The organism is Acinetobacter pseudolwoffii (genome assembly GCF_002803605.1).
Classification (GTDB): domain Bacteria; phylum Pseudomonadota; class Gammaproteobacteria; order Pseudomonadales; family Moraxellaceae; genus Acinetobacter; species Acinetobacter pseudolwoffii.
In genome coordinates, this window is sequence record NZ_PHRG01000001.1 from 443,666 (window position 1) to 459,703 (window position 16,038).

The following is a 16,038-nucleotide window of genomic DNA, read 5'->3' on the forward strand; positions in this document are numbered from 1 at the left end:
TATTTAATTCTCATCACTTTTTTATATATAACGTATTCCTAAATTAAAAAGCTTAGCTATATTCAATATAAATATACATATCAAAAACTTATATTAAAATTAATGCTTATAAACCAGGCTTTTTTCATATATCGAAAAATCAGATAACTTTTCAGCTTTTCGTTATTTTACAGCCCGGCACTGAATCGGGATTAATAAGGACATTCCGAGATTACTCCTATTTTTCAGGTTCTAAACATGTCTAATTTTAATGCGCAAAAACCCTTAAATATTGTTGCCGTATCGGGTGGTTTAAATCATCCGTCTAAAACAGAAGCCTTGGTTAAGGCCATTATTGATGAACTGGGTGAAGCGACACCAATTCATGTACATTTCATTAAATTTAGTGAAATTGGTTCGCTCTTGGGTGGTGCGATTTATCGTAATCAATTACCGCAGCACGTTCAGGATGATCTGGCCGCAGTCGAAGCTGCAGATGCGCTGATTGTTGGTACACCCGTATATCGCGCTTCATTTACCGGCTTGTTTAAACATTTCTTTGATTTTGTCGAGCAGACTGCACTGGTCGATGTACCGGTACTTTTAGCAGCTTCAGGTGGTAGTGACCGACATGCGCTGGTGCTCGAACATCAATTACGTCCATTATTCAGCTTCTTCCAGGCTCAGACTTTACCGATTGGCGTGTATGCGACTGATCGTGATTTCACTCCTGAATATACCATTCACAGTGAATTGCTCCGCGATCGTATTACCCTGGCAGTAGCACGTGCCCTGCCTATTCTGGAATGGGCACCGGCCAAAGGACAACGTGCCGAAGTCATTAAATCAAAAACCCAACAGGCCAACCAGAACTTGAGCATCAATAAACAAATCGAACAAGAAGAAGTGTTGCCCTCTGCGGCTGTACCAAGTCTGGATGCAGCAGAATCCCGCTTGCACAGTAAAAAATCAGCGCAAACGCAAGTTGCTTGATCAGCGATTTTCACTTCGAGGGTTGAAATATGTCACAACAGCAAATACAGCAAGACATCAAATTTGCGTATTGGGTTCCGAATGTCAGTGGCGGTTTTGTCGTCAGTACCATCGAACAGCGTACCGACTGGAGCTATGAATATAACGTGCGTCTGGCACAAGCAGCAGAAAAAAGCGGTTTTGAATATGGCCTGACCCAGATTCGTTTTGCGTCAAGCTATGGTGCAGAAAACCAGCATGAATCTGTCAGCTTCAGTCATGCCTTGCTCGCACAAACCAGCAAGATCAAGTTAATTGCAGCAATTTTACCCGGGCCGTGGAAACCTGCGCTTGCGGCAAAACAATTGGCCAGCATTAACCAGCTCAGCAATGGCCGGATTGCGATTAACGTGGTCAGTGGCTGGTTCCGGGGCGAGTTTGATGCGATTGGTGAAGAATGGCCAGAGCATGACCAGCGTTATGCCCGTTCAGAAGAGTTTATTCGCAGTTTGCGCGGAATCTGGAATACAGATCACTTTAATTTTGATGGCAAGTTCTATCAATTTAAAGACTATACCTTACGCCCACAACCGCTCCCGGATAAACCGGTCGAGATTTTTCAGGGTGGCAGTTCACGTGCGGCGCGCGATATGGCTTCACGTGTTTCAGACTGGTATTTCACCAATGGCAACACGCCTGAAGAGCTGAAAAAACAGATTGATGATATTCGCGAAAAAGCCCAGGCCAATAATCACACTGTGAAAATTGGGGTCAATGCCTTTATCATCGCACGTGATACTGAAGAACAAGCCAAAGCGGTGTTACAGGAAATTATTGATAAGGCCAATATCAAAGCAGTGAAAAATTTTGCTGAAGCGACACGTGAAGCCGGTGCCTCGACAACTGAAGGCGAAGGCAACTGGGCAAAATCAAGTTTTGAAGATTTAGTCCAGTATAACGACGGTTTCAAGACCAATTTAATTGGCACACCGCAACAAATTGCTGAACGTATTGTGCTGTTAAAAAATATTGGAGTCGATCTGGTGCTTTCCGGTTTCTTGCACTGTGTTGAAGAAGTTGAATATTTTGGAGAAAAGGTGTTGCCATTGGTGCGTGAGCTAGAAGCACAACAACAGCAGGTTGTGCAGGCTAAATCCGCTTAAATCTAAGTGGTGCTTATGCCCAAATATTATAATAATGACGGCACATTCTCTATTTCCCCCTCAAGGCTCGGCTTGAGGGGTTTTTTATCCGGACAGAAACCAAGCAGTCCAGTAAAGCGCTAGCCGGATTTAGCTTTCCTGCCTACAATGGGATGCAATTGCAAGAATAGACGTTTTAACTATGTATACCGGTATTGTCCAAGGCCTGGAACAGGTCATCGAGATTCGCAAAGGCGATGGTTTTATTACCCTGTTGGTCAGTGATCAGCACGGCTTTTTTGCAGATGTGTTTATTGGCGCCAGTGTGGCAGTAAATGGTGTCTGTCTCACGGTGACCACGATTGACCGGGCGCAGAAACAGATTCATTTTGATATTTCCAATGTCACCTTGGCGCTTACCACCTTGAAAGCCTTAAAAATTGGTGATGAAGTGAATATTGAACGCTCTGCCAAAGTCGGTGCAGAAAACGGTGGACATAATCTGTATGGCCATATTGAAGGCAGGGCTAAGGTCATCCAGATTGAAGCTCGCGGTGAAACCCTGCATATCGATTTACAGATTCCAGAGGGTAATATCAAGTACTTCTTCCTAAAAGGCTTTATTGGGCTAAATGGCTGCAGCCTGACCGTGAACCGTGTCGATCGTGCCCACAGTGAAATTTCGATTGACCTGATTCCAGAAACCTTGCGTCTGACCACCTGGAAGCACATCCAGGTGGGCGATACAGTGAATTATGAAATTGACCAGATGACCCGTACTTTGGTGGATACTCTGGAAAATATTTATCAAGCCAAAGCTTAATGGTATAAAGAGACTGGTACGTGCAAAAATCAGTCTCCTATCATATTAATATTTTAATACTATTCCATCGGTAGCAGATTGCCTAAAATGCAGGCTAACTCCCTGATTTAAGAAAGTACCATGCATCTGATCTGGTTTCGCCAAGACCTTCGAATTCAAGACCATGCCGCTTTGTGGCATGCCACTCAACAAGGCCCCTGTGTGGCTTTGGTGGTGCTTTCTCCTGAGCAATGGCAGTTACATCAAGATGCGCCGATCAAAATCGATTTTTATCTGCGACGGCTACAGGTTTTCAAACAGCAACTAGAACAACTGAATATTCCTTTAATTGTGCGAGAAGTCGGCTTGTGGCGTAATCTTGCTGATGAGATGTTAGCACTCTGCCAAAACTTGCAGATTGATAGTGTGCATGCACATATTGAAGTTGGGGTCAATGAACTACAGCGTGATTTCAAGGTTCAGCAACGACTAGAACAGCAGCAGATTCGGGTCGAGCTGTATCATGATCGCACCCTCTTTCCATTGGCGAGTATCCGCAATCAGTCCAATCAACCCTATCAAGTCTATAGTGCCTTTAAGAAAAAATGCTATGAGCGGCTGATTCTCGATGTGCCTTCTGCTTATCCTGTGATTGCGTCTCAGGACTTGCTCGAATTGCCTGCAGAGCTGACACATTTTGATCTGGAAAAGTTTGCGGGTCGCTATTCAATAGAAAATTCTGAAAAACTTTGGCCCGTAGATGAAACTCATGCCCTACAGATGCTGGATGATTTTATCGAAGACCGCTTAAGCAGCTATCAAACAGATCGTGATATTCCAGCGCTTAATGGCACCAGTCAACTCTCGCCTTATTTAAATATCGGTATTCTCTCGATCCGCCAGTGCATTCAGGCGCTGTTTAAACAACATCATGGCTATTTCCAGATCGATGATCTCGGTCAACAAACCTGGCTGGATGAACTGCTGTGGCGTGAGTTTTATCAGCATACCCTGTTCGATTTTCCCCGCGTTTCCAGACATCGCCCGTTTAAAGAAAATACCGATAAAATCCAGTGGCGGCATGCACCTGAAGATTTGGCAGCCTGGCAACAGGGCCAAACCGGGATCCCGATTGTAGATGCCGGAATGCGGCAGCTACTGGCCACCGGCTGGATGCATAATCGGGTGCGCATGATTACCGCAATGTTCCTGTGCAAAAACCTGCTGATCGATTGGCGTTTGGGAGAAAGCTGGTTCATGCAGCAGCTGATTGATGGTGATCTGGCAGCCAATAATGGCGGCTGGCAATGGTGTGCTTCGACGGGTATGGATGCGGTGCCTTATTTCCGGATTTTCAATCCGGTCAGCCAGTCACAGAAGTTCGACCCGAATGGGGATTATATCCGTCAGTGGGTGCCTGAACTGGCGCATCTGGATGCCAAAAGCATTCATGAACCCTACGCCAAAAACCCTGACCGTGAACTGGACTATCCAAAACCGCTTGTGGATTTAAAATCTTCCCGTGTCCGGGCAATCGAGGCTTTTAAGCAGCTTTAAAAAAGACCCGTCATCTTAAAAATAATAAAACAGCTTCTCATATAGAGGCTGTTTTATTATTAGGATCAGGAATAAAAACTTGGATCAGGCACTTTTCCGGTCAGCACCCATTCCCCCACTTCCTGATATTTATAATCCACCGGATCATGCAAGGTTTGAGTCCGAACATTACGCCAGAACCGGTCCAGATTCAGTTGCGCAGTCGTTGCCCGTGCACCCATGACCTGAAAAATATTCTGGGTGATATATAAAGAGCTATTGGTCGCGGCAATTTTGGCGGTGGCAATCGCAATCGAGACTTCACCACGCTGCTCGGCAGTCAGATCAGGGCCGATATTCCAAGCTTTCTGCAAGGTCTGAATGGCTTGATCTGCCAATAAACGCACGCTTTCCAGCTGCACATAAAACTCGGCAAAATGCTTTTGGGTAAAAGGATCATTCACTGCATGTTCAGCCAAGGATTTTGACCAGGCTTTTTGGGTTTGTACGGTCTGTTTGGCAACTTCAAAAGCCCCTTCGGCGACACCGAGAAACATATGCACAAATATCAGCTGCGCAATCAATGGACGTAAACTGGAATACGGCGTACTCAGTGGCCCCGGATTGAGCAGCAATTCATCCCGGTGAATGTTGACCTGTTCAAAATGACTGGTGCCGCTGTCAGTCTGGCGCTGGCCCATATTGTTCCAGTCGCCTAGAAAGCTCACACCCTGTCGCTGGGTAGGAATCACGCCAATCAGCAATTTTCCTGCTTCGTTATAACCTGAACACAGCAACATATCCGAATCGATCGAACCAGAACAAAAGCTTTTATCACCATGGAAAATATATTCATGTTCTGAGACTTGAGTTGCCGTGGTACGACGATCCAGCGGATTGAGAGTATTGCCCCAGAACAGATTATTTTGTGCAGTCTGTGCAAACCATTTGCCATATTGCTCAGGTTGGGAAAATAGCTGTACGGTGGCAATCAATAAATGATGAAATCCATAAACATGCGCCAGAGAGCTATCGACCTGCGCCAGGGTCTGAATGGTTTTAAAAATTGTCCGCCAGTCTGCACCCTGTCCACCATAGGCCACAGGAATAGACAAGCCGAGCAGACCACTGTTACGGATCAGGTCTCGTTCATGCTTGGGATTACCGCCCTGCTTGTCTCGCACTGCGGCAGTTTGGGCAAATTGTTCTGCCAGTTTCTGGGCAATATCGACAGGAGATTGACCTAAATATGGTGATCGTACATTCATTATTTTAACTCATGTTCAGCATGTGGGCAGCTTAGCAGATCAAGACGTTGCGCTATATTCGAAAGCATGCAGAGCTTATTCCTGATCTAAAAATACCGGCTGCGTGCAGCCGGTATTTTGCTTGTGGACTTTAGCTATTTTTAACGATGATTGGCTTGTACTTCTGCAATCAGATGATCCACCACTTGTGGTTCAGCCAATGTCGAGGTATCGCCCAGGCTATCCAGCTCATTGGCTGCAATCTTTCTCAAGATCCGGCGCATGATTTTCCCTGAACGGGTTTTGGGCAAAGCGGGTGCCCAGTACAGTGCATCAGGTGTCGCCACTGGCCCCAAAATCTTGCGCACCCAGCTCACCAGTTCAGCACGCAATTCATCTGAACTGGTCACGTCGGCCTGTAAGGTGACAAAGGCACAAATTCCCTGCCCTTTAATGTCATGCGGCATACCCACCACAGCAGCCTCAGCCACTGCTTCATGGGCCACCAACGCACTTTCAACTTCAGCTGTGCCTAAACGGTGTCCGGACACATTCAGCACATCATCGACCCGGCCAGTAATCCAGTAATAACCGTCTTTATCGCGACGCGCGCCATCTCCGGTAAAATAAGTACCCGGATAAGTCGAGAAATAGGCTTCGATAAAACGTTCCGGATCACCCCAGATGGTTCGCATCTGGCCCGGCCAGGAATCTTTAATCACCAGATTGCCTTCAGCTTCGCCTTCCAGCTCCTTGCCATCTGCATCGACAATCGCAGGTTGTACCCCAAAGAAAGGCCGTGTTGCAGAACCCGGTTTCAAATCAGTCGCGCCTGGCAATGGCGTAATCATAAAACCGCCGGTTTCCGTCTGCCACCAGGTATCAATGACGGGACAGCGACTTTCACCGACCACGGTGTAATACCAGTTCCAGGCTTCAGGATTGATCGGCTCACCCACCGAACCTAAAATTCTCAGGCTGCTGCGGTCACTTTCCCGCACAAAGGCATCGCCTTCACGCATCATGGCGCGGATGGCTGTCGGTGCGGTATAGAGAATGGTGACGTTATGCTTATCGACAATGTGTCCGGTACGCGCCCAGCTCGGATACTGCGGAACACCCTCGAACATAAGAGTCGTGGTGCCATTCGACAGGGGGCCATACAGCACATAGGAATGTCCGGTAATCCAGCCGACATCTGCGGTACACCAAAAGATATCATCCTGTTTGATGTCAAACACTTCGCGGAAACTGCAATTCACATAAGTCAAATAACCGCCCGTGGTATGCATCACGCCCTTGGGCTTGCCGGTCGAACCTGAGGTATACAGGATAAATAGCGGATCTTCGGCATTCATCGGTTCCGGTGGGCAAATGTCATTCACCGACATGATTTCCATGTGATACCACAGGTCGCGCCCCTCTTGCATTTCAATCGGGTTGCCGGTGCGATGTACCACTATTACATTTTGAATGGAGTCTGTACCAGCCAGTTTCAGGGCTTCATCAACATTGGCTTTCAGCGGAATCGGTTTCCCGCCGCGCATACCGGAATCGGCCGTAATCACCATTTTGGCCTGACAGTCTTCAATCCGGCTGGCCAGAGAATCCGGTGAAAATCCACCAAATACCACGCAATGCACCGCCCCGATACGCGCGCAGGCCAGCATGGCAATCGCGGCTTCAGAGACCATGGGCATGTACAGCATCACCCGGTCGCCTTTAGCAATGCCATTTTTTTTCAGCACATTGGCGAAACGGCAGGTTTCGTCATGCAACTCGGCAAAAGAAATAATCTTGTGCCGTGAAGGATGATCCCCTTCCCAGATAATGGCCGGCTTATAGGGATGTTCTTTCAGATGACGGTCCAGACAGTTGGCGCTGACATTGAGCTGACCATCAGCAAACCATTCAATTTTAAAATTGTCGGGATCGAAACTGGTATTTTTGACTTGGGTAAAAGGCTTGATCCAGTCCAGACGTTGTGCCTGTTCTGTCCAGAATGCTTCTGGCTGCTCGATGGAATGTTGATAACGTTCGAAATACTGGTCTTCAAGCGTGCGTGCTGTTTTTTTAAAATCTTCGGGTACTGGATAGATCTCTTGCATATGTCACTTCCTTGATTTTGTTCTATCTCATCACGAGAGGTTAATGCTGTGTCGTTGATTGTTTTTTATGCATAATGGCAGTATGGCCTGCTTATTTCGAATCCGGCAATCATGCTTTCGTCGTAGATTATTTATTCAAATTCAAACAAAATAAAGCACAACTTACAGTACAGAATATTCTGCATAACTGTGTATGATCTGTAGCAATGCCCTTTAAAAAATAGAATTTAGCTCTCGCTCTTATTTCGTCTTGTTCAGTTCAGGATCATATTTATGAAATCGCCAGAATCTCCCTATTTCACCCCTCCCGCTTTAGTGGCAACGGATCATCCCTTGTCGATAAAAGGCCGTTTCGGGCGTCTGAGTTTTATTGCGTGGTCAGCATTTCTACATTTCATCTTCCTGTTTAGCAGTATTGCGCTGGGCTTAAGTATTGATATTGTGAATATTGCAGTCCATTCAATGGATTCTAACTGGCTGCTTTCACTACAAGGCTTGGCCGGTATCGGCGTGCTGATCATGATTCTGGTCTATGCCTATTTCGCTTTAGTGGTGACCGTTCGCCGTTTGCATGACATGAACCGCAGTGGCTGGTGGGCGCTGCTGCTGTTGCTGCCCTTGGTGAACATTTTTGTATGGCTTTATATCGTTTTTGGTTCGGGAGATCGCGGCATAAATGACTACGGTCCTGCGCGGATGACCCTGCTCTGGGAAAAGATGCTGGCCTGGCTGATGATTGTCCTGATACTACTGAGCCTATTTGGGTCGCTGGCTTTATTGGGTTATATGAGCGGTGGAGAACAGCCACATATCCCGCCTGAGATCATGCAAAAAACCACACAATATTTTTAACAACTGTCTGCTTATTTTTAGGAAATATCCATTCCTGGCGGATAGCGCTTCTTAATTTTTTGCTCAACATCAGGCAAAATAGGCAAAATTTAAATGATGGAATTTTTGTGGCAGAGCAAAATAATACCTTAAGCCAGGTCACTGAGGGCACCACGGAGTTGTTGCATCAGGCAACTGAAAAAACCACCCAGACCGTGATTGAACATACTGCCAAGTACAACGATGCCTATAGCACCATTGACAAGATCATGGAAGGTTTCTGGGAGCGTGTGCCTTATTTCTGTATTGCGCTGGTGGTCATTGTCATCTTCTGGCTATTGTCAAAACTGTTTAAGTTTTTTGTGCGCAAAACTTTAGAGAACCGCTCTTATACCCGCCAGAATCTGGTATTGGTCCTGAACCGTGTCGGCAGTACCTTTATTATTTTCTTTGGTGTTTTGATTGGACTGGTCATTGCCGTGCCTGGCTTTACCCCGGGTCAGCTCATGAGTGCCCTCGGGATTGGTTCAGTCGCCATTGGTTTTGCCTTCAAGGATATTTTCCAGAACCTGCTTTCTGGTGTGCTGATTTTACTCGGTGAACCATTCAAGATTGGCGATGATATTATCGTCAATGGCATGGAAGGCACAGTCGAAGATATCCAGATTCGTGCGACTTTTTTGCGTTCACCGGATGGCCGCCGTATCGTGATTCCCAATGCCACGGTCTATACCAGTGCCGTGACGGTAAACACGGCCTATACCCGCCGTCGCTGTGAGTTTGTAGTGGGTATTGGCTATGAAGATGATATCCAGAAAGCCAAAGACCTGATTACCGCCATTTTAGATAAAGACCCGACCATCCTCAGTCAGCCGGGCTTTAGTGTCAATGTCACGGCGCTGGCTGATTTTTCCATTACCTTAAAAGCGCTCTGGTGGGTCGATACCACTGAGACAGGCACAGGAACCTCAATCAGTGCGGTGCAGGAACGCGTGATTCAGGCGTTTGCCGAACATCATATTTCAATTCCTTATCCGGTACAGGAAGTCAAAGTCTATCGCGGCGAAGGCAATGAAGATGCCTCAGCTCGTGCTAAACAGACGACCTAGGACATAGGGAATCACGGTTTCAGTGCGGAGAATACGGTTGCCCAGACTCACAGCCTGACAGCCGTTTTTAACCAGTAAATCTACTTCATACGGAATGAATCCGCCTTCCGGGCCGATGATCATCGTACAAGGATGCGGAATCGCAAAAGGCATGGATTGTTCGGCATAAGGATGTGCCACATAAGCGGGTCGGTCAGCCGTAATCAAGCCTGGCAAAATATCTTCAACAAAAGGTTTAAAACGTTTATACAGCTCGATTTTCGGAGCTATTGTATCCCCGGCCTGTTCCAGTCCCAGCTCGATATAATGATTTAACTGCTGTAAAAATGGGGTTTGCCAGTAGCTTTTATCGACGCGATAACTATGCAGTAAAATGATTTTTTCCACGCCCAAAGTGACACTGTCCATGATCAGACGGCGCAGCACTTTCGGCCGTGGCAAGGCCACAATTAAAGTTACGGGTAATTTTTTTGGAATAGCATCTTCTTGAAGCGGTTTTAGTCGCACTGCTTTTTCAGAAATCTCGACAATCTCGGTGAGATAGCGCTGACCTTCCAGCACTCCCACTTTTAAGGTATCTCCAACTTGAATCTGCACATGCTGCTGTAAATGTTCCAGTTGACGTTTCGATGAAATCGTCCAGAGATCCGATTGTGTTTGTCGATGGTCAAGAAGGACAATATTCATAGAAGATTTTATACCGAAGAACTGTTGAATGACCTCTATCCGCTAGAGGGTGGCGACATGGATGTCGCGCGTATCCCTGAGGGATAAGGACATCCCTTCAGTGATACAAAAGATTTTTGCTACTTTTCATCTTTGAAAAGTAGGCTAGATAAGCCAGCTTAGAAATATTGAAAAAACTTCAATCCACACAGCCTAACGACGGCATCCTTGCCGTCTTGGTAAATCCAATATCTGTTACTTATCAATATCAATTAAAGATACTGATCAATCACCTGAATATGCTTGGCAAGCGATCCCGTATTTAACTGCATAATTCTCTGCGCTGCTGTATTTAAACGTTGTGCCTTGATTTGATCTTGCAAAAGTTCCAGCAATACCTCTGCCGCCTGCTGCGCATCCTGCACAACTTCTACTGCATCTGCTTGAACGAATTCATCGACAATGGTCTGAAAATTAAAATAGTTTTTGCCTAAAACAGTCGATACATTCAAAGCAATCGGCTCCAGAATATTATGCCCGCCACCCGGCTCATTCAGTGAGCCACCGACATAACAGGCCTGACTCAAAGCATACCAGAGCCACATTTCCCCCATCGAATCCGCCAGATAAACCTGGGTATCTGCTTCAATGTTCTGGGCCAAACTACGGCGCTGAGTTATTAAATTTAAACTCTGTGCAGCCTGAAACACCTCATCAAAACGTTCCGGATGACGGGGTACGACGATACATAAAAGTTTTGGGTTGCTATCTAAAGCCGATTTTAAAGCGCTTAGAATTTCTTTTTCTTCAGGCGCATGGGTACTGGCCAGTATCATAATTTTGCGACCTGCCAGTTGCCATTCTTGCTTCAAGTTTGCAGCATGTTCTACAAAACTTTGTGGTGCAGTAATATCAAATTTGATATTGCCCAAAACCTGGGTTTTTTCGGCGGTGATCCCCAACTCGATATAACGCTGCTGGGTGGCAGTATCTTGTGCCAAAAGCTGACTTAACTGCTGTAGCATGCTCCGGGTCAGACCTTTAACCCTGGCATAGCCCTTGGCCGACTTTTCCGAAAGACGCGCATTTAACAAAATCGTGGCTACATCAAACTCTGGTGCCTGATCCAGCAGATTCGGCCAAAGCTCGGTTTCCATCAGCAATAACAGTTTTGGCTGATACTGCTGATAAAAATCACGGATCAGTACTTTCTGATCAGCAGGTAAATAGACCGCTTGAAATAAATCCAGATAAGGTGCTTTTAAAAAAAGTGATTTGGCCCGTGCCTGACCGGTTTTGGTGGTATTGGTGACCAGCACCGGATGACCCGATTTTAAATAATGTTCGATGAGAGGCTGGGCAGCATTGGTCTCACCGACCGAGACCACATGAAACCAGATGGCATGCAGATTTTTGGGCGGCTGAAATGGGCCGAAACGTTCTGTCAGTTCTTGTTGTAATTGTTCAGGATCGGTCGCACGTTTACGAATACGCGATTGATATAAGGGTTTAATCAGAGCTAACGCTGCGTTATACCAAAATGGAGTAGCCAAATGCGCCTCGAAACAGATTCAATCGACAAAATATAACAGAGCCACATCGACATGTTAATCGATGTGGCTCATTTTTAGATTATTCTACAGTAATTAAAGCGTCTGCTTCAGCCAATGTCGGATAATCAATATAGCCTTCTGCGGCATTGGTTCCGATCATATTTTCCAGCTTTAGTTCATTTAGCGGTGCATCTTCGAGTAGGCGCTCGTATAAATCCGGATTGGCAATATAAGCCTTACCAAAAGCTACCGCATCTGCTTTGCCTGAAGCCAGCAATTCAATCGCATCGTCACGACTTAAACGCATATTGGCCATATACGGCACGCCGTTTGAACGCTGTTTCATATACTCCGAGATACTGTCTTCCGCCAGATATTCACGGGTAAAGAAGAACGCGATCTGGCGCTTGCCCAACTGTTCCATCACATAACCAAAGGTTTCACGTGGATCATTGTCGCCCATATCGTGTTCATCGCCACGCGGTGCCAAATGAATTCCGACACGGCCTGCACCCCAGACATCAATCAGTGCATCCATGACTTCCAGCAGGAAACGGGCACGGTTTTCGACTGAACCACCGTATTCATCTTCACGCTGGTTGGTCTTGGTTTGCAGGAACTGGTCAATCAGATAACCATTGGCGGCATGCAGTTCAACTCCATCAAAACCGGCAGCTTTGGCGCAAATTGCCGCCTGTTTATATTGTTCGGTAATCGCATGAATTTCAGAAATTTCCAGCGCGCGCGGCAACACATAAGGACGTTTTGGACGTAATAAACTGACATGACCGGCCTGTTGTACACTGCTCGCCGATACTGGCGTTTCACCATTTAACAGTTCTGGATCAGACACACGACCCACATGCCACAGCTGCGCCACAATCAGGCCACCTTGGTCATGTACCGCTTGAGTCACCTGCTGCCAGCCTGCTACCTGCGCATCAGTAAAGAGACCAGGAGTATTACGGTAACCATTGGCTTCTTCAGAAATCACCGTGGCTTCAGAAATGATTAAACCGGCACTTGCACGTTGTGCATAATATTCGGCCATCATTGGCGTTGGTACGCGGTCGTCAGTTGCACGACTACGCGTAAGCGGCGCCATGATGACACGGTTTTTAAGTTCTAACGCGCCAAGCGTTAAAGGAGAATTTAATTCAGCCATCGGTACTCCCACCTGTTGGATTAAAGGTGTTGTTGCATATAGTCGATATATTGCTGAATCAAAGCTTCATTACGCGAGAAATAAGACCATTGTCCGTGCTTGGTCGCGGTGATTAAACCGGCCTGCTGCAAGACAGACAAATGATTGGACATGGTGGACTGAGAGACTTGTCCTAACTTTTCAATCTGCCCTGCACAAACCCCGCGTTGAAAGCCACCACACTCTTCCACAGACAGATATTGTTCTGGCGATTTCAACCATTCCAGAATCTGCCGACGTATCGGATTGGCTAAGGCTTTAAAAATTAGATCAAGATCCATAGGTACATCACAATCTGTGGCGTAACAAAACTTGTTTCAGCATCTAAACCGATTATATCGCATTTTATCGATTTATATATCGATAAATTTAGATATAAGAGTCACAGTCTGTACTAACTTGGTTACGCCAGCTATTTAAACGATTTCTTACAAGCTTAAACGATTTCTTACAAGCCCTGTTTCAAGCTTGCTTCGATAAATTTATCCAGATCGCCATCCAGAACCGCGCCGGTATTGGAACTTTCGACACTGGTACGTAAGTCTTTAATACGTGAATCATCCAGAACGTATGAACGAATCTGGCTTCCCCAGCCGATATCAGACTTGGTATCTTCCAGCGCTTTTGCAGCATCATTACGAATTTGCATTTCACGTTCATAAAGTTTGGCGCGTAACTGCTTCCAGGCATGGTCGCGGTTGGCATGCTGTGAACGCTGGTTCTGACAGGCCACTACAATCCCGGTCGGTGCATGCGTTAAACGAACCGCAGAATCTGTTTTATTAATATGCTGACCACCGGCACCCGATGCACGATAGGTATCGGTACGCACATCTGCCGGATTAATTTCGATCTCAATATTGTCATCGACTTCAGGCGAAACAAACACAGCCGAGAACGAGGTATGACGACGGTTGCCCGAGTCAAATGGCGATTTACGCACTAAACGGTGCACCCCAGATTCTGTACGTAACCAGCCATAGGCATATTCACCGTCTACACGAATCGTCGCTGATTTAAGCCCTGCGACATCGCCGTCCGATTCTTCCATGATTTCTGCTTTAAAGCCATGACGTTCAATCCAGCGCAGGTACATCCGCATGAGCATGGATGCCCAGTCCTGCGCTTCAGTACCACCCGAACCGGCCTGAATTTCTAAATAACAAGGATTAGGATCCATCGGATTGTTGAACATACGACGGAATTCAAGTTTAGCCAGTTCTTCTTCAGCTGTAGTCAGTTCAGCCTGTACATCTTCCAGTAAGCCTTCATCATCCGCTTCCACTGCCAGATCAAGCAAGGCCTGCGCATCTTCAAGCTGTGTGGTCAAACCATCCAGCACATTTAATACGTTCTCAAGTTCGCCTTTTTCTTTGGCCATGGCCTGAGCACGACTCTGGTCATTCCAGATGGTGGGATCTTCTAATTCACGCAGGACTTCTTCTAAACGCTCTTTTTTCAGATCGTAGTCAAAGATACCCCCGTAGTGTTTGACCACGTTCGTTTAAGTCTTTTAATTGGTTTAGATACGGATTAATTTCCACGTGAATTACTCTCAATCAAAATTAGGCACAAATTATTTAGCCCCATATTATAGCACAGTCTATTTCTGCTATTTCAGTGTGATGGATCCAGTCCAAAGCTCGAATGTCATCCCAATTTAGAGTTATGTTTTCGTCAGAAAATTTTTGACAATTGAATCGGTTATTAAATGTCGTTTTGATCTGAAGCTTGATCGGATTTCGCATCTCGCATTCATTATCAAAATATACTTTTTCATTTGATTTTATCGTCTAAAAACACCTACCAAATTGAATAAAAAATCAGCAAATTCAATACATTCCACAATATCTACACAGTTTTAATAAAACACTACATTATAAATTTAATTCTATTATTCAGTTACTTATTTAGAAAATATTACATAAGATTACGCTATTCACATTGCTGTAACTTTCCTTTGATTGACGATCTTTGAAATTGCTCTAGACTGAAAGTTGTAACAAAAAGTGTAATGTTTTTAACTAAAGATTTGAGGGGTAGTAACCATGAAAAAATTAGCGATTGCTTCGGCACTACTTTCAGCAATAGCAATGACAGGTACAGCAGCACATGCTTACCAGGCAGAAATTGGTGCATCAGCAGGCGTATTTGATCCTGATAACGGTGGAACCAGTGGCTCTTTCGGTGTTGATGGTACATATTACTTCAATCCAGTTCAAACACGTAATGCACCATTAGCAGAGGCAGCTTTCCTTGATCGTGCCAGCAATGTAAGCGCTCAATATCAATATGATGAAATCGGTAATGATGACCGTCATCGTTACGGCGTAGGCGCTGAATATTTTGTACCAAATTCAGACTTCTACCTAAGTGGTAATGTTGGTCGTGATGATGTTAAACGCGACGTTGGCCCTAACTCTGATCAAACCGTTTATGGTGCTGAAATCGGTTACCTTCCAGCACCGGGCCTATTAATTGCTGCCGGTTTAAAAGGTTATGATAATGACTATGATGACGGCGTAGATCCAACATTACGTGCTAAATATGTGACTACACTTAGTAATGGTAAAGATATCAACCTGGAAGCTGGCGCAGGCTTTGGTGATCTAGATGAATACAATCTGGCAGCAGACTACTTTATCGATAAGACACTCAGTGTTGGTGTAGATTACGCAAGTAAAGATCTTGGCCCTACAGATACCAATGAGTTCGGGATCAGTGCTCGTAAATTCATTAACCAGCAAGTGAGCCTGGAAGGTCGAGTTGGTTTTGGTGAAGTAGGCAACAATGATTACAACAAATTTGGTGTAGCAGCGAAATACCGCTTCTAATCTAAAACCACAGATTAGCCATTTATAAAAAAACCCATCCTCGGATGGGTTTTTT

The 16,038-nt window shown here is 45.7% G+C and carries 14 protein-coding genes; 7 read left to right on the forward strand and 7 right to left on the reverse strand.

Features of this window, described 5'->3' with window-relative positions; translation table 11 throughout:
* Positions 1 to 237: 237 nt before the first annotated feature.
* The 4 genes from msuE to CWI32_RS02075 all read left to right on the forward strand — a co-directional run bounded on the left by msuE (position 238) and on the right by CWI32_RS02075 (position 4,452).
* Complete coding sequence (gene msuE, locus CWI32_RS02060) at positions 238 to 972, forward strand: FMN reductase (protein ID WP_100534521.1); 735 nt, start codon at positions 238 to 240, stop codon at positions 970 to 972.
* A gap of 29 nt (positions 973 to 1,001) precedes the next feature.
* Complete coding sequence (gene sfnG / locus CWI32_RS02065; RefSeq protein WP_005095087.1) at positions 1,002 to 2,114, forward strand: dimethylsulfone monooxygenase SfnG; 1,113 nt, start codon at positions 1,002 to 1,004, stop codon at positions 2,112 to 2,114.
* A gap of 181 nt (positions 2,115 to 2,295) precedes the next feature.
* Entirely contained in the window at positions 2,296 to 2,916 is a 621-nt protein-coding gene (locus CWI32_RS02070; protein WP_100329499.1) for a riboflavin synthase subunit alpha, read from the forward strand.
* Between the two features lie 120 nt (positions 2,917 to 3,036).
* A complete protein-coding gene (locus tag CWI32_RS02075; RefSeq protein WP_100534522.1) occupies positions 3,037 to 4,452 on the forward strand; it encodes a cryptochrome/photolyase family protein in 1,416 nt (471 codons plus the stop codon).
* Positions 4,453 to 4,517: 65 nt separating this feature from the next.
* Here CWI32_RS02075 and CWI32_RS02080 read toward each other — a convergent pair whose 3' ends face one another.
* A complete protein-coding gene (locus tag CWI32_RS02080; RefSeq protein WP_100534523.1) occupies positions 4,518 to 5,699 on the reverse strand; it encodes an acyl-CoA dehydrogenase family protein in 1,182 nt (393 codons plus the stop codon).
* A 140-nt stretch (positions 5,700 to 5,839) separates the two neighbouring features.
* Positions 5,840 to 7,786: an acetate--CoA ligase gene (acs, locus tag CWI32_RS02085; RefSeq protein ID WP_005095078.1), complete on the reverse strand. Its 1,947-nt coding sequence runs from the start codon at positions 7,784 to 7,786 to the stop codon at positions 5,840 to 5,842.
* A 273-nt stretch (positions 7,787 to 8,059) separates the two neighbouring features.
* Between acs and CWI32_RS02090 the strand changes: the two genes are divergently transcribed.
* Together CWI32_RS02090 and CWI32_RS02095 are read left to right on the forward strand one after the other, a co-directional pair.
* Entirely contained in the window at positions 8,060 to 8,638 is a 579-nt protein-coding gene (locus CWI32_RS02090; protein ID WP_100534524.1) for a DUF805 domain-containing protein, read from the forward strand.
* A gap of 107 nt (positions 8,639 to 8,745) precedes the next feature.
* Complete coding sequence (locus CWI32_RS02095) at positions 8,746 to 9,726, forward strand: mechanosensitive ion channel family protein (protein ID WP_100329503.1); 981 nt, start codon at positions 8,746 to 8,748, stop codon at positions 9,724 to 9,726.
* Here CWI32_RS02095 and CWI32_RS02100 read toward each other — a convergent pair.
* The 5 genes from CWI32_RS02100 to prfB all read right to left on the reverse strand — a co-directional run bounded on the left by CWI32_RS02100 (position 9,700) and on the right by prfB (position 14,693).
* Positions 9,700 to 10,413, reverse strand: coding sequence for a 16S rRNA (uracil(1498)-N(3))-methyltransferase (locus CWI32_RS02100; RefSeq protein ID WP_100534525.1), 714 nt, complete (start codon positions 10,411 to 10,413; stop codon positions 9,700 to 9,702). The genes CWI32_RS02095 and CWI32_RS02100 overlap by 27 nt on opposite strands.
* Positions 10,414 to 10,664: 251 nt before the next feature.
* Positions 10,665 to 11,945, reverse strand: a complete 1,281-nt coding sequence (locus CWI32_RS02105; RefSeq protein WP_100534526.1) for a 3-deoxy-D-manno-octulosonic acid transferase — start codon at positions 11,943 to 11,945, stop codon at positions 10,665 to 10,667.
* 79 nt (positions 11,946 to 12,024) lie between these two features.
* Positions 12,025 to 13,110 carry an alkene reductase gene (locus CWI32_RS02110; protein WP_100534527.1) on the reverse strand — a complete coding sequence of 362 codons (1,086 nt, stop codon included), beginning with the start codon at positions 13,108 to 13,110 and terminating at the stop codon, positions 12,025 to 12,027.
* A gap of 20 nt (positions 13,111 to 13,130) precedes the next feature.
* The gene (locus CWI32_RS02115; RefSeq protein ID WP_005173210.1) at positions 13,131 to 13,430 is read right to left on the reverse strand and encodes an ArsR/SmtB family transcription factor; all 300 of its coding nucleotides are present in this window, start codon (positions 13,428 to 13,430) and stop codon (positions 13,131 to 13,133) included.
* A gap of 167 nt (positions 13,431 to 13,597) precedes the next feature.
* Positions 13,598 to 14,693 (reverse strand): peptide chain release factor 2 gene (gene prfB / locus CWI32_RS02120; RefSeq protein ID WP_100329506.1). Its coding sequence is split into 2 segments (ribosomal slippage): positions 13,598 to 14,620 and positions 14,622 to 14,693, totalling 1,095 coding nucleotides; the frame shifts between segments, so codons are not numbered across the junction.
* Positions 14,694 to 15,197: 504 nt separating this feature from the next.
* On the opposite strand from prfB, the gene CWI32_RS02125 reads away from it, so the two are divergent.
* Positions 15,198 to 15,983 (forward strand): putative porin, encoded by a 786-nt coding sequence (locus CWI32_RS02125; RefSeq protein WP_100534528.1) that lies wholly within the window; start codon positions 15,198 to 15,200, stop codon positions 15,981 to 15,983.
* Positions 15,984 to 16,038: the final 55 nt, after the last annotated feature.

Excerpts from the sequence above, each read along its gene's own strand:
- CWI32_RS02100 (WP_100534525.1), bottom strand. The coding sequence starts at position 10,413 with ATGAATATTGTCCTTCTTGACCATCGACAAACACAATCGGATCTCTGG.
- acs (WP_005095078.1), bottom strand. The coding sequence starts at position 7,786 with ATGCAAGAGATCTATCCAGTACCCGAAGATTTTAAAAAAACAGCACGC.
- sfnG (WP_005095087.1), top strand. The coding sequence starts at position 1,002 with ATGTCACAACAGCAAATACAGCAAGACATCAAATTTGCGTATTGGGTT.
- CWI32_RS02075 (WP_100534522.1), top strand. The coding sequence starts at position 3,037 with ATGCATCTGATCTGGTTTCGCCAAGACCTTCGAATTCAAGACCATGCC.
- CWI32_RS02115 (WP_005173210.1), bottom strand. The coding sequence starts at position 13,430 with ATGGATCTTGATCTAATTTTTAAAGCCTTAGCCAATCCGATACGTCGG.
- CWI32_RS02125 (WP_100534528.1), top strand. The coding sequence starts at position 15,198 with ATGAAAAAATTAGCGATTGCTTCGGCACTACTTTCAGCAATAGCAATG.
- CWI32_RS02080 (WP_100534523.1), bottom strand. The coding sequence starts at position 5,699 with ATGAATGTACGATCACCATATTTAGGTCAATCTCCTGTCGATATTGCC.
- CWI32_RS02070 (WP_100329499.1), top strand. The coding sequence starts at position 2,296 with ATGTATACCGGTATTGTCCAAGGCCTGGAACAGGTCATCGAGATTCGC.
- CWI32_RS02110 (WP_100534527.1), bottom strand. The coding sequence starts at position 13,110 with ATGGCTGAATTAAATTCTCCTTTAACGCTTGGCGCGTTAGAACTTAAA.
- msuE (WP_100534521.1), top strand. The coding sequence starts at position 238 with ATGTCTAATTTTAATGCGCAAAAACCCTTAAATATTGTTGCCGTATCG.
- CWI32_RS02090 (WP_100534524.1), top strand. The coding sequence starts at position 8,060 with ATGAAATCGCCAGAATCTCCCTATTTCACCCCTCCCGCTTTAGTGGCA.